A 12943-nucleotide genomic window follows, 5' to 3' on the forward strand; every position below is an offset into this window, starting at 1 on the left:
AAAAGCGTCCCGGCACCGGTGAGGTGCCGGGACTTAGGGTGGATCAGAAGTTCACGCGCGCGCCAACATAGAACGAACGCCCGATGGGATCGTACAGCGCGACATCGGTCCCGTTCTGCGAACTGGCGATGAACGGCAGCCCGCGATCAAACAGGTTGTTCACGCCCGCACGGAATTCGATGGTCTGGTTGACCTTCACCGTGCCAAACATATCCCACAGCGCATAAGCACCCACGCCCACTTGGGCCGTGGCAGGGGTCAGGACCGAAGTCGTGTCCTTCATCCCGCTCTGGTAACGCCAGCGCATGCCCAGCGACGTATTGTCAGACCGGTAGCCGAAGCTGGTGACCGACTTCCACTTGGGCGTGGCGCGGGGTGGAAGGCTGCTTACGCCGGCACCGCCGTTGCTGATGCCGGTATAATCCAGCACCGGCGCACCCGGCAGCAATTGCAGGCTATACTTGTTGAGCCAGCCCACGGCGGCATTGACGAACAACCGCCCGCTGTCCCCGCGCATGATCGGCGAAGGCACCGACCAGTTGGCCTGCGCTTCCACGCCATCGGTCTTGACCGAGCCGAGGTTGAGGAACGGCGTGGCCACCGTCACCAGCTGCCCCGCATTGTCACGCTGCATCAGTCCGCAGAACTGGTTGGCAGCGTCATAAGTCGGGTTGGACCCATCAAGGTTGAAGCACTTCGACAGCACCGTCAGCCCCGGCACGTTCGAAATCACGTTCTTGACCGAGATGTTGTAGTAATCGACCGAAAGCGTGAAGTCCGACAGCAACCCGCTCTGGAACGGCGAGTTGAGTACGAAGCCGACGTTGAACGTATCGGCTCGCTCGGGCGTCAATCCGGTGTTGCCCGAAACAAGCTGGCCGGTGGCCGTGGTCGGGAAGGTATAGCTTGAAATCGCCGCCTGCGGGATGCCCTGCCGCACACAGAGCGCCGCCACCTGCGCGCCATTCGCCCCGGTCCGCGCGGTCGAACGCACGTCGCAAGGATCGCCCAGCGCGCCCGGAGGCGTGCCGATCACCAGCTGTGTGCCCTGCTGCGGAGAGAACAGCTCCCCGATGTTGGGCGCACGCACCGCGCGCTGATAACTGCCACGGAACAGCAGTGCATCCGCCGGCTTCCACCGCACATCGGCTTCATAGCTGGTGACCCCGCCCGTCACCGAATAATCGGAATAACGGATCGCGCCACCAATGCCGAATTCGCGGATGAACGGCTTGTCGGAAATCAGCGGAATGTCGATCTGTGCCGCAAATTCCTTCACCGAGATTCGGCCCGAAGCGGGCTGCGATGCAATCACGGATTCGATGTTCTGCGCACGCAGGTCGCTGTCAGGAATGAAGCCGTAGGTGTTCTTGCGATACCCCGCCACCAGCGCGATCTGCGCCGGGCCTGCACCCAGATCAAACAGCTTGCCGTTGACCTGCAACTGCGCCTGCGTCTGCGCCAGACGTTCCTGCGAGAAGGCCGTCTTGGTGATGTATTCCACGCAAGCCTGCGAAAGCCCCCGCGCATTGGCATCGCCAAACATGTTGAACCCGCCGCTGCACAGCGAACGTCCGCCATCGGCCGCATTGAGCAGCGTCTGCACGCGGCTTTTCACCACCGCATCGTTCAGCTGCTGATCGTGGACCGATTGATCATACGAAGCATAGAGATCGAACGACCAGCCCGAAGTGATGTCGCCCTTCAGGCCCGCCATGTACTGCTGGACCGAGTATTTCTCGTCCCAGTTCTTGTACGGCACGCCCACATAACGGCCGCTCCACGTGAACGGCGCGTTGGGGTTGGGCCGCGATGCCAGAATGGTGCGCAGATCCTGCGGGATGAACGGATTGGTCACCGGGATCGTGGTCAACGAACCGAACTGCGTCAGGCTGCCGCCCGATGCGGTCTTCACCGAAAGATCGACGTAGAGGAACTGGCCATAGGCAGTGATGCCCGGCGTTACTTCATAGTCAGCCTTCACAAAGGCGCTCTTGCGCTTCAGACCGTTCGAAAAGTCGATCTGCTGGCCCACCGGCATACGCACGTTGTTGCCAACGATCAGATAGCCGTTGCTGTCACGCGGCCCGCGATAGTTGACCGCGCCCGTCTGCGTGAACAGCGTGCCATCGTTGTTGAACCCAAGGTTCTGCAACTGCACATTGCCCGGCAACGTGGTGTTGCCATAGCCTGCAAACACCCCGGCCACCACGCCTGCATTCGGCGCGTTCAGCGCGCTCGGCACAAACACGCTGCTGCCGATGAAGCCCGATGGGGTCTTGTCATAGAAGAAGTCACGGGAAGAACCGTTGACCGCATCCTGCTGGGAATAGCTGAACGCCGCCAGCACATTGCCGCGCCCTTCGCCAAAGCTGCTGCCGAACGCCAGCGAACCGTTGAACCGGTGCGCATCGCCCCGGCTGCTGATGCCGTTCTGCACATCCATGCGCACGCCTTCCAGCTTGCGCAGCGTGCGGAAGTTCACCACGCCTGAAATCGCGTCCGATCCATAGATCGCCGATGCGCCGCCGGTGATGATGTCCACGCCGCCCATGATCGATTCAGGCAGGATGTTGATATCGACGTTGCCGTTGATGTCCGACAGCGGCAGGCGCTTGCCGTCCAGCAGCACCAGATTGCGGTTGGTGCCAAGGCCATGCATGTTCACCGAAGCGCGGCCGCCGGTGCCCTGCCCGCCGGTGCTGGAATTGCCCGCCGTGGTAAAGCTGGGGAACTGGTTCAGCGCATCCTGCAGGTTGGCCTGCCCCGTTTCCTTCAGCGCCGATTCGCCAAGGCTGACGATGGGGCTGACGGCGGTGTTGTTCGGACGCGCGATCAACGATCCCGTCACGATGATTTCGCTATCGTCTACTGGTGCGCTGGTGGATTCTTCCTGCGCGCTATCCTGCGGCGATCCTTGCGCAAAAGCAGGCGCGGCCAGCGCGATGGTCACCGACAGCAGCGACGCGGAAACAGACAGGCGATTGCCCCTCAAAGTCATGGTCATCCTCCTCCACGGGCAGCTGACGTCGCTGCCTCACGGATCGATCATTTATGTTACGAACCAGTTCCTGTCAATTTAGTTGTGACTGTTTGGTAACACTTTGTTTCGTTCAACGAGGAAAGCCGCCACCGCGCAGATCACCAGCGGCACGCAGTACGCAAGAAACAGAAAGGCCAGCGGTGCTTGCGCCGCCATCATGTAACCGCCCAGCATCGGCCCGATCACCGCGCCGCCACGGCCCACGCCAATGGCCCAGCCGATGCCGGTGGCGCGCAATTGTGCTGGATAGGCGCCCGCCGCAATCGGCCACACGCCGTTGTATCCGCCCTGCAGCAGCACACCGATGGCAAAGGCCACGCCCAGCGTCAGCCACACCGGCATCGTCACCGATCCGAACACCACCATCGCCACGCCCGCCAGCACCAGCATGGTCGGCACCAGCCGCCCCAACGGCACGCGTAGCGCAAGGAAGCTCATCGACATCGTGCCGATGAACGCACCCAGATTGTACAGCGCGCCCGCATAGATACCGTTCGTTTCCGAAAGTCCCGCCGCGATGGAAAGCTTGGGAATCCAGCTGACGATGAAATAGAGCACCATCAGCCCGAAAAACACCGCGCTCCAAAGCGCCATCGTGCGTGCGCGCAGTTCGGGCCGGAACAACTCGCCCACGCTCCCGGCCTTCACCGCCTCGCCACCACTCACCGGGCGGTCCTTGGGCAGCACCATCATCGCCACCGGAAACAGCACCACCGTCAGCACCGCTGCACCAAACAGCATCGCCTGCCACCCATAAACCGGCAGCAATTGCGCCACGATCAAACCGGTAAACACCGCCGCAAACGGATAGCCCGCCTGCACCAGCCCCACCGCCAGATTGCGCCGGTCCGCAGGCGCACTCTCCGCCGCCAGCGCGGCCATCGCCGCCAGCACCGTGCCAATGCCCGATCCCACCAGCACGCGCATCGCAAACAGCACGCCCACGCTTGGCGCAAAACTGCTGGCAAACATGCCGACAGACATCAGCACCAGCGCCGCCAGAATCACCGCGCGCCGCCCCAGCCGGTCGGCCATCGGCGCAATGAACATGCCGCCAATCGCCATGCCGATCAGCCCGGCGCTGAACAGGTTGCCCATCACATCAGACCCGATGCCCCAATCGCTTTGCAGGCGCGGCGCGATGAACGACAGGATCGTCACGTCCACGCCATCGGCCATGTTGATGGCAAAGCACAGCGCCACGATGGCCAGCCCCTTGGGCGTCCATGCCGACGGGCCTACAGGTGTGTCGCCGCCAGTGGCGGGGGGAATTGCCATTCGTCCTCTCCTCAGAAGCCTTCGGGGGACGCATGGCCGATCCGCGCGAAAACAGAGGCATCACGCCCCCGCGCGGTCAGTCCTTCTTCGTCACCCAGGCCAGTATGATGTCACCAACCTGCTGTGCCCGCCGCGCAATCGCCTCGTCGCTCGTCATGTCGACGCCGAAATTGTGCGCAAAGGTGAACTGGTTGGATACGTTGTAGAAACTCAATGCGGTCAGGTTCAGGTGCAGGTCCACCGGATCGATCCCGGCGCGGAACAGCCCTTCGGCCTCTCCCCGCGACAGGATCGCCTGCAGAATCTCGATCACACGGCGGTTGCCCTGCGGCAGCGTGGGGATCTGCTTCAGGTGTTCGGCGCGGTGGATGTTCTCGTTCATCACCAATCGCACCAGTTCGGGGTGACGCGCGTGGTAATGCACGTCATGCTCGATCAGGCGGCGCAGCGCCTCGGCCGCATTGCCGCTTTCAATGTCAACTTCCGCCTCGCTCTCACGCACTTGCGCATAAGCCCGCGCCAGAACGGCGCGGTAAAGCTCGTCCTTGCCTTCGAAGTAGTAGTAGATCTTGCGCTTGGTCGCCTTGCCCGCAATCTCGTCAATCCGTGCGCCGGCCAGCCCTTTTTCCACGAACTCGTTGGTGGCAATGTCGATGATCTGGTTGATCGCCTGTTCGCGGCTTTCGGCACGGCTGCGGCGCGGCGGCTTTGCATCAGTATCGGATTCTGGCAACTCGGCGACCTCCGAAAGGGTGGACGGTTCGCGCATGACGCGCGCCTCTTTCGCACAGCTTAGCGCCATTTCGCGGCCCGGTCTGCCCGCGACAGCACCGAACTCGGGTTTTCCCCGGTCCTTTGCCACCGCTTCTGCAACCGTACTTGCCACCAGCCTCCCCTTGCGTCACCGCTTCATTTATGTAACGAACTAGTCCCTAACAATTTACATTGTCAACACCGGCCCGAGAGTCGGCCATCCAAAAGTCAGGGTTACGGAGAGCCTGATCCCCATGAAAACCTCTATTGCCACCGTCTCGATCAGCGGCACGCTCGATGCCAAACTGCAGGCCATTGCCGCCGCAGGCTATGACGGCGCAGAGATTTTCGAGAACGACCTGCTTTCCACGCACCTTTCCGCGCGTGAAATTGCCGCGATGATGGCCGACCTCGGCCTTGCCTGCACCATGTTCCAGCCCTTCCGCGATATCGAAGGCCTGCCCGAACCCCAGCGCGCCCGTATGTTCGATCGGTTGGAGCGCAAGTTCGATGTGATGCAGGAACTCGGCACCGATCTGCTGCTGGCCTGCTCTTCCTGCTCCCCCTTGGCCGATGCAGACCGCAACCGCACCATCGCGGACCTTCACGAAGCGGGCGAGCGCGCAGCAAAGCGCGGCCTGCGCATCGGATACGAAGCGCTGGCATGGGGCCGCCACGTCAATGATCACCGCGATGCCTGGGGCATCGTGCGTGACGTCGATCATCCCGCCATCGGGTTGGTGCTGGACAGTTTCCACTCGCTCTCGCGCAAGATTCCCTCTTCCAGCATCGGCGATATCCGCGCGGAAAAGCTGTTCATCGTGCAAGTGGCCGACGCGCCGGTGCTCGATATGGACCTGCTGCAATGGAGCCGCCATTTCCGCTCGATGCCAGGGCAAGGCGATTTCCCGCTCGACGATTGGGCAGATGCCATTCGCCGCATCGGCTATGATGGGTACTGGAGCCTCGAAATTTTCAACGACCGCTTCCGCGCTGGCTCCGCGCATGGCGTGGCATTGGACGGCTACCGCTCGCTACGCCTGATGCAGGGCGGCATCGCCAAGCCCAGCGCAGAGGCCGCAACCCTGCCGCCCAAAGTCGCCCCGCTCGGCGTCGAATTCATCGAATTTGCCGCCAGCCATGAAGAAGCAGACGCGCTGGGCGACATGCTCCGCCCACTCGGCTTCCGCCCCACCGCGCGCCATCGCTCGAAAGACGTAACCCGCTGGCAGCAAGGCACAATCAACATCGTCATCAATTGCGAACCCGATGGCCTCGCCCATTCCTTCGATGTCGTCCACGGCGCGTCAGTCTGCGCCATAGGCCTTGCCGTCGCCGATGTTCCCGCCGCCCTTGACCGCGCCGATTTCCTGCGCGTCCCCCGCTTTGAACAGGCGGTCGCGCCCGATGAATGGCCGGTGCCCAGCGTGCGCGGGGTGGGTGGCAGCCTGCTCTATTTCGTCGATGCCGCCACGCACGATGCGATGTGGGCGCATGAATTCCCCCATGCGTTGGAACCCGTGCCGGAAGCCCCGCTGCTCACCGCCGTAGATCACATTGCGCAGACCATGCAGTATGAGGAGTTCCTCAGCTGGCTGCTGTTCTACGTCGCCATGTTCGACCTTTCAAAAACGCCGCAGCTTGAAATCGCCGATCCGATGGGCCTCGTCCAAAGCCAGGCGGTTGAAAGCGCGGACAAATCGGTGCGCTTCACGCTCAACGGATCACTCGCCGCGCAATCGCTCACCTCGCGCTTCGTGCAGAACTATTTCGGCGCAGGCGTGCAGCATCTGGCTTTCAGTACGGACGACGCTTTCGCCGTGGCGGAAGATGCCGCCGCCAAGGGGCTTCCCCGCCTTTCCATCCCGCGCAACTATCACGATGATCTGGAAGCCCGCTGGGGGCTGGAGCCGGATCTGGTTGACCGGATGGCGGCGGCTGATCTGCTTTATGACCGGGACGGCGAGGCCGAGTATCTGCAATTCTACAGCCGCGCTTTTGCCCGCCGCGTGTTCTTCGAAGTGGTCGAGCGGCGCGGATATAGCGGTTATGGCGCAACCAACGCCCCTATCCGGCTTGCCGCGCAGGCCCACCACAAGCCCGATCCGATCAGCTATTCCTGAACGACACCTAGACGCACCTAGATGCACATAACTGCACTTGAAGACACCCGAACGGAGAGAATGATGACCCAAAAGCTCCCCGGCGCAGCATTGCTCGCTGCCCTTCTCGCCACCGCGTTCGTCCAACCGGCAAACGCGAAGGAGCGCACATTTCCCACCGCCGAAAAGCCGGTCCTCGAAGACCGCTTCCCCCAAGTGCCGGTCAGCTTTCCCGGCGGGGTCAAGGCGTGGCGCGATGTGGTCTATCAAACCGTGGACGGATATCGCCCGCAAGTCGTTGATATCTACGTGCCATCAGGCAAAGGCCCGCATCCGCTGGTGCTCTATATCCACGGCGGCGGCTGGCGCGGCGGGCACACCCGCCATTCGGGCGCCTTCGCCGATTTTCCCAAAGTTTTGGCGAGTTTAGCGGCGGAAGGCTTCACCGTCGCCAGCCTCGAATATCGCCTGTCATCCGAAGCGCAATTTCCCGCGCAGCTGCAGGATTCCAACGCCGCCATCCGCTTCCTGCGCGCCAATGCTACCCGCTATGCCATTGATTCTGCGCGTGTTGGCGTATGGGGCGGCTCGGCCGGGGGGCACCTGACGGCGCTGACCGCGCTGACCTGCAAGGACACCAAGCTTGATCCCGCCGCCGCCACCGATGGCTGCGTGCAGGCCGCTGTCTCGTGGTATGGTGTGTTCGACTTCGCCGGAATGAACGCGACGCCCGATGGAAATTCCGCCGGAGCCAAGCTGCTCGGCTGCACCGGACCGTGCACCGCTGGCCAAAATCGTCTCGTGAGTCCAGTGGCTTACATCGACGCCAAAGACCCGCCTTTCCTGCTGATACACGGTGATGAGGACAAGGTCGTCCCCGCCGCGCAATCGCACTTGGGCGAGGCAGCGCTGAAAGCGGCAGGCGTGCCGGTGCAGTCGATCTTCATTCCCGCCGTCGATCATAGCTTCATCGGCAAGACGCCAAGCGATACCCGTGCCGCGTCGCTGAAAGCCATCAACGCAACTTTCGATTTCTTCCATGAAAAACTGGGAGTTGCGAAGAAGTGATGCGGCGGTTTCTAGCTGCAATCGCGCTGGCACTGGCAAGTCCGGCGCTCGCTGCACCACTGACCGTCGATGGCGGCGCGATCGAGGGGATCGACCTTCCCAATGGCGTTTCCGCTTGGCTTGGCGTTCCGTTCGCCGCGCCGCCCTTGCGCGATCTGCGCTGGAAACCGCCGCAGCCGGTTGCGCCGTGGCAGGGCACCTATAACGCAGATCGTTTTGCGCCCGAATGTTTGCAGCCCCTGCGCGGGTCGATGCAGAACCACTATTTCGGCAACGAGGCGTCGAGCGAGGATTGCCTCTATCTCAATGTCTGGGCACCGAAAAATGCTGCGAAGGCGCCGGTGGTGGTGTGGATTTTCGGCGGCGGGTTCAACATCGGCTCCGCCTCTATGGCCAACTATTCGGGCGAGCCGCTGGCGCGCGACGGGGTGGTCAGGGTCAACATCGCCTATCGCGTCGGCGCGCTGGGCTTTCTGGCGCACCCGGAATTGAGCGCGGAATCGGGCTATCAGGGTTCGGGCAACTATGGCCTGATGGACCAGATCGCGGCGCTCAAATGGGTGCAGCGGAACATCGCGCAGTTCGGCGGTGATCCGGCGAACGTGACGATTGTGGGCCAGTCTGCCGGGGCGATGTCTGTCGCCATGTTGCAGGCCAGCCCGCTGGCCAAGGGTTTGTTCCACAAGGCCGTGGCGATGAGCGGGAGCGGCTTTGGCGGGATGCTCGGCCCGGTGCCGCTGGCGCAGTCCGAGGCGCAGGGCAGCGCCTTGCAGAAGGAACTGGGCGCGGCTTCCATCGCCGAAATGCGCAGCCTGCCGGGGGACCGCATTGCGGCTGCCACGACGCGCCGCGATGCGATGGTGCGCGATGGCCATGTGCTGAACGGCACGATGGACGAGGTTTTTGCCAACCGCGCCCAGTCCGATGTGCCGGTGCTGATCGGCTATACCCGCGATGAAAGCTTCCGACCCCTGCCGCCAGTGCAGGACAAGGCCGCGCTCGAAGCCGCTGTCCGCGAACGCTTTTCTGAAAATGCCGACGCGATCCTGACGGCCTATGGCAAGGACGCACCCGCCCGCGCCGCCGCAGATATCGCTCGCGATGCCACCGTCGGTCGCCAGATGGCGCTGTGGGCACAAGCGCAGCGCAAGTTCGGAACTCAGCCCGCCTACGCCTATCTGTTCGCCCGCCGTCAGCCCTATGCGCCGGGGATCACGTTCAGCGACCATGATCCGGCGACGGTCGGTGCCTATCACACCGGCGACGTGCCCTATTGGCTGCGAACGCGGCCCGCGCTGAACCTGTTCCGCCAAACCCGCGTGTGGGAGCCGGTGGACGATATGCTGGAAGGCGAGATGGCAGGCGCTTTGCTGGCCTTTGTCCGCACAGGCACGCCGCAAAGCGCGAAGTTGGGCGCATGGCCCGCGTTCGATCCGGCAAAACCGCGCCTTGTCTGGCTGGGCGAGCAGCCTGCGGTCACCGCGTGGCCGCACATTGCCGACATGGCGCTGCTGGAAGCAAGCGCCCCGCAACCGCGCACTGGCCCGGCCCGCCCGCGCGACTGATGCGGCGCTTTCTCGCCTGCCTTGCCGCGGTGGTGGCGGTTCCCGGCGCGCTTGCTGCAGAAAGCCCCAGTTGCGCGGCAGACAGCGAGCTGGCCTATGTCTGCGGCGCAGAAAAGCCTGAAGATCTGCTTGCCCTGCCCGAAACCAACTGGCTGATTGCCAGTGGTTTTGCGCCGGGCGCAGGGCTGAAACTGATCGACACGCAGACGCGCAAGTTTGAGCGCTGGTACACCGGCAGCGCGGAGCAAGTGGCGTTCGATGCCAAGGCCTTTCCCGATTGCCCCGGCCCGCTCGATGCTGCGCTGTTCAACGCGCGCGGGCTTTCGCTTCGGCCCCTGCGGCCCGGCGTGCATCGCCTGCTGGTGGTGAACCACGGGGGCCGCGAATCCATCGAGGCGTTTGACGTTTCGACCGGGCGCGGCAAGCCGCCAACACTGCTTTGGCGGGGCTGCATGCCGATGCCTGCCGGACAGATTGCCAACAGCGTGGCGCAGTTTGCCGACGGGACCGTGCTGGCAACGGTGCTGACCCGCCCCGGCACCACGATCGGCGATTTCATGCTGGGCCGCGTGACCGGCGGCGTGTGGCAACGCGGCCCGAATGATCGCGGGTTCAGCCTGCTTCCCGGCACTGAACTGCCCGGCAACAACGGCATTGAAGTCGATCCTGACCAGCGCCGGTTCTATGTCGTGGCGTTCGGATGGCATGCGGTTCTGCTGTTTGACCGCGAAGATACCGCCCAGCCATTGGCCCGGATCGACGCACCCGATTTCATGCCCGACAATATCCACTGGACAGGGGGCCACCTGCTGCTTGCCGGAATGCGGCTGGACGAACCGGCCTGCGGGGGCTTGCGCAAAGTGGTGAACGGCGTGGCCGACCCGATGCTGTGCCATCGCGGCTGGGTGGTGGGCGATCTTGACCCTGCCGCGCGGCGCATATCCACGTTTGCCTATGGACGGCCCCAGCCAGCTTTCAACGGCCTGTCTGCCGCCGCCATCATGGGCGGTGAACTGTGGCTTGGGTCATTTCAGTCCAACCGGATCGCGGTGCTGCCTAGGTAACAGAAAGTGCAGAAGCCCGGCGGAACAGTTCGAGGACGACGGGGTCGCTTTCGTTAGACCGCACAGCCACTTCGAAGCGTATCCGAGACTTTGGCCGCGTGTGACATTCGACGAGATCGCCGCTGTCCATAAGCCGCCGCGCCATCGTTTCAGGAAAGACCGCCGCGCCTGCGCCATTGGCAACGATGCCAAGCATGGTCTGGACATTGTTGCAGGTGTTGATGGCGCGCACCGGCAACCCCGCTGCCTGCAGGCTTTCGCACGTTACGCGGTGGATCGGCGAATGTTCACCGACCGACCAGATCGGTATGCCCGTGTGCAAACCCCGGTCCGATGCAATCGCCGGGCTGGCCAGCCACACCAGTTTCACTTCGCCAATCGGCTCTGTCCGCAAACCCGGGCTGGCGACCGGGCCTGCCAGAAACGCAATGTCGCGCGTGCCTGACAGCAGGTTTTGCAGCATCCGCGCGGTCAGATCGAGGTCTATGTGCAGTGTGACGCCGGGCAGATCCTTGCGCACTGAGCCGGCGAACTGCGGAAGGCAGGTTGCGGTGGCAATCTCACCGGCGGCAATCCGCACCACACCCGCCGCGCCTGCGTGATTTCCCGCCTCAAGCAACGCGCTTTCCAATCCGGCCAGCAGCGGTTCGCAATCCTGGACCAGCTGGCGTCCGCGCGCGGTGAGCACCACGCCGCGCCCTTCACGGCGGAAGATCGCAAGGCCAAGCTGGCCCTCAATTTCACGCACACGCGCCGAAATGGCAGGCTGCGTGGTGTGCAACCGTTCCGCAGCAGCGCGAAACGTGCCGAGCCGGGCAATCCACAGCAGCGTTTCAAGATGGTAGATCGCCAGCTTATGCATAAGAATCTCTTATTGGTTTAGTATCGAACTAATCATTGGATCGCACTGCTCGCAAGCCCTATCAGTGAAGCAACGATGGAGAGATCATGACTGGAAAGCTTTATCCCGACGCCCGCACGGCGCTGGACGGTTTGCTGAAAGACGGGATGCTGATTGCCAGCGGCGGGTTTGGCCTTTGCGGCATTCCCGAACGGTTGATCGATGCCATTGTGGAAAGCGGCGTCAAGGGGCTGACCGTGGCCAGCAACAATGCCGGGATCGACAATCAGGGGCTGGGCAAGCTGCTGCGCACGCGCCAGATTGCCAAGATGATCTCGTCCTATGTGGGCGAAAACAAGGAGTTCGAGCGCCAGTACCTTGCCGGTGAGCTGGAGGTGGAGTTCAGCCCCCAAGGCACATTGGCCGAACGGATGCGCGCGGGCGGCGCGGGCATTCCCGGCTTTTACACCAAGACCGGCGTTGGCACGCTGGTGGCCGAGGGCAAGGAGAGCAAGGTCTTTGACGGCCCGAACGGACCGACCGAATACGTGCTTGAACAGGGCATCTTTGCCGATCTGGCCATCGTGAAGGCGTGGAAGGCCGATACCACCGGCAACGTGGTGTTCCGCAAGACCGCGCGCAATTTCAACGTGCCTGCCGCCACGTGCGGCAAGGTGTGCGTGGTGGAAGTGGAAGAAATTGTCGAACCCGGCACGCTCGATCCCGATGCGATCCACCTGCCGGGCGTCTATGTCCAGCGCCTGTTCGTGGGCGCGCCCTACGACAAGCAGATCGAATTCCGCACCGTGCGCGAAAGGGAGAGCGTATAATGCCTTGGACCCGCGACGAGATGGCCGCGCGCGCGGCAAAGGAACTGCAGGACGGGTATTACGTCAACCTTGGCATCGGCATCCCCACGCTGGTGGCCAACCACGTGCCTGAGGGCATGACGGTGACGCTGCAGTCGGAAAACGGCATGCTGGGCATCGGGCCATTTCCCTTTGCGGGCGATGAAGATGCAGACCTGATCAACGCGGGCAAGCAGACGATCAGCGAGTTGCCGCATTCAGCCTATTTCGACAGCGCGCAAAGCTTTGCGATGATCCGTGGCGGCAAGATCGATCTGACCGTGCTGGGCGCGATGGAAGTGGCCGAAAACGGCGACATCGCCAACTGGATGATTCCGGGCAAGATGATCAAGGGCATGGGCGGGGCGATGGACCTTGTAG

Annotated in this window: 10 protein-coding genes; 6 read left to right on the forward strand and 4 right to left on the reverse strand. The window is 63.0% G+C overall.

Features of this window, described 5'->3' with window-relative positions; all coding sequences use genetic code 11:
• Nucleotides 1-43: 43 nt before the first annotated feature.
• The 3 genes from Q8R81_RS06635 to Q8R81_RS06645 form a co-directional block, all read right to left on the reverse strand.
• Nucleotides 44-3001 (reverse strand): TonB-dependent siderophore receptor, encoded by a 2958-nt coding sequence (locus tag Q8R81_RS06635; RefSeq protein ID WP_305616638.1) that lies wholly within the window; start codon nucleotides 2999-3001, stop codon nucleotides 44-46.
• A gap of 78 nt (nucleotides 3002-3079) precedes the next feature.
• On the reverse strand, nucleotides 3080-4321 hold the full coding sequence (locus tag Q8R81_RS06640; RefSeq protein ID WP_305616639.1) for an MFS transporter: 1242 nt from the start codon (nucleotides 4319-4321) through the stop codon (nucleotides 3080-3082).
• A 76-nt stretch (nucleotides 4322-4397) separates the two neighbouring features.
• Nucleotides 4398-5207, reverse strand: coding sequence for a TetR/AcrR family transcriptional regulator (locus Q8R81_RS06645; protein WP_305616640.1), 810 nt, complete (start codon nucleotides 5205-5207; stop codon nucleotides 4398-4400).
• A gap of 121 nt (nucleotides 5208-5328) precedes the next feature.
• On the opposite strand from Q8R81_RS06645, the gene Q8R81_RS06650 reads away from it, so the two are divergent.
• From Q8R81_RS06650 to Q8R81_RS06665, 4 genes are all read left to right on the forward strand, one after another.
• A complete protein-coding gene (locus Q8R81_RS06650; protein WP_305616641.1) occupies nucleotides 5329-7197 on the forward strand; it encodes a bifunctional sugar phosphate isomerase/epimerase/4-hydroxyphenylpyruvate dioxygenase family protein in 1869 nt (622 codons plus the stop codon).
• A 63-nt stretch (nucleotides 7198-7260) separates the two neighbouring features.
• Nucleotides 7261-8244 carry an alpha/beta hydrolase gene (locus tag Q8R81_RS06655; protein WP_305616642.1) on the forward strand — a complete coding sequence of 328 codons (984 nt, stop codon included), beginning with the start codon at nucleotides 7261-7263 and terminating at the stop codon, nucleotides 8242-8244.
• Nucleotides 8244-9809 (forward strand): carboxylesterase/lipase family protein, encoded by a 1566-nt coding sequence (locus Q8R81_RS06660; RefSeq protein ID WP_305616643.1) that lies wholly within the window; start codon nucleotides 8244-8246, stop codon nucleotides 9807-9809. The genes Q8R81_RS06655 and Q8R81_RS06660 overlap by 1 nt, the downstream gene beginning before the upstream one ends.
• Nucleotides 9809-10873 carry a hypothetical protein gene (locus Q8R81_RS06665; RefSeq protein WP_305616644.1) on the forward strand — a complete coding sequence of 355 codons (1065 nt, stop codon included), beginning with the start codon at nucleotides 9809-9811 and terminating at the stop codon, nucleotides 10871-10873. Before Q8R81_RS06660 ends, Q8R81_RS06665 begins: the two co-directional genes overlap by 1 nt.
• Here the strand turns inward: Q8R81_RS06665 and Q8R81_RS06670 are convergent.
• The gene (locus tag Q8R81_RS06670; protein WP_305616645.1) at nucleotides 10866-11735 is read right to left on the reverse strand and encodes a LysR family transcriptional regulator; all 870 of its coding nucleotides are present in this window, start codon (nucleotides 11733-11735) and stop codon (nucleotides 10866-10868) included. The two genes, Q8R81_RS06665 and Q8R81_RS06670, sit on opposite strands and share 8 nt — an antisense overlap.
• 86 nt (nucleotides 11736-11821) lie before the next feature.
• Here Q8R81_RS06670 and Q8R81_RS06675 point away from each other — a divergent pair, with 86 nt between their 5' ends.
• Nucleotides 11822-12544, forward strand: coding sequence for a CoA transferase subunit A (locus Q8R81_RS06675; protein ID WP_305616646.1), 723 nt, complete (start codon nucleotides 11822-11824; stop codon nucleotides 12542-12544).
• The coding region (locus Q8R81_RS06680; RefSeq protein WP_305616647.1) for a CoA-transferase at nucleotides 12544-12943 on the forward strand (400 nt) is incomplete at its 3' end. The genes Q8R81_RS06675 and Q8R81_RS06680, both read left to right, overlap by 1 nt.

Origin of the sequence: Novosphingobium sp. (genome assembly GCF_030696665.1) — a bacterium.
In the GTDB taxonomy this organism is placed as follows: Bacteria; Pseudomonadota; Alphaproteobacteria; order Sphingomonadales; family Sphingomonadaceae; genus Novosphingobium.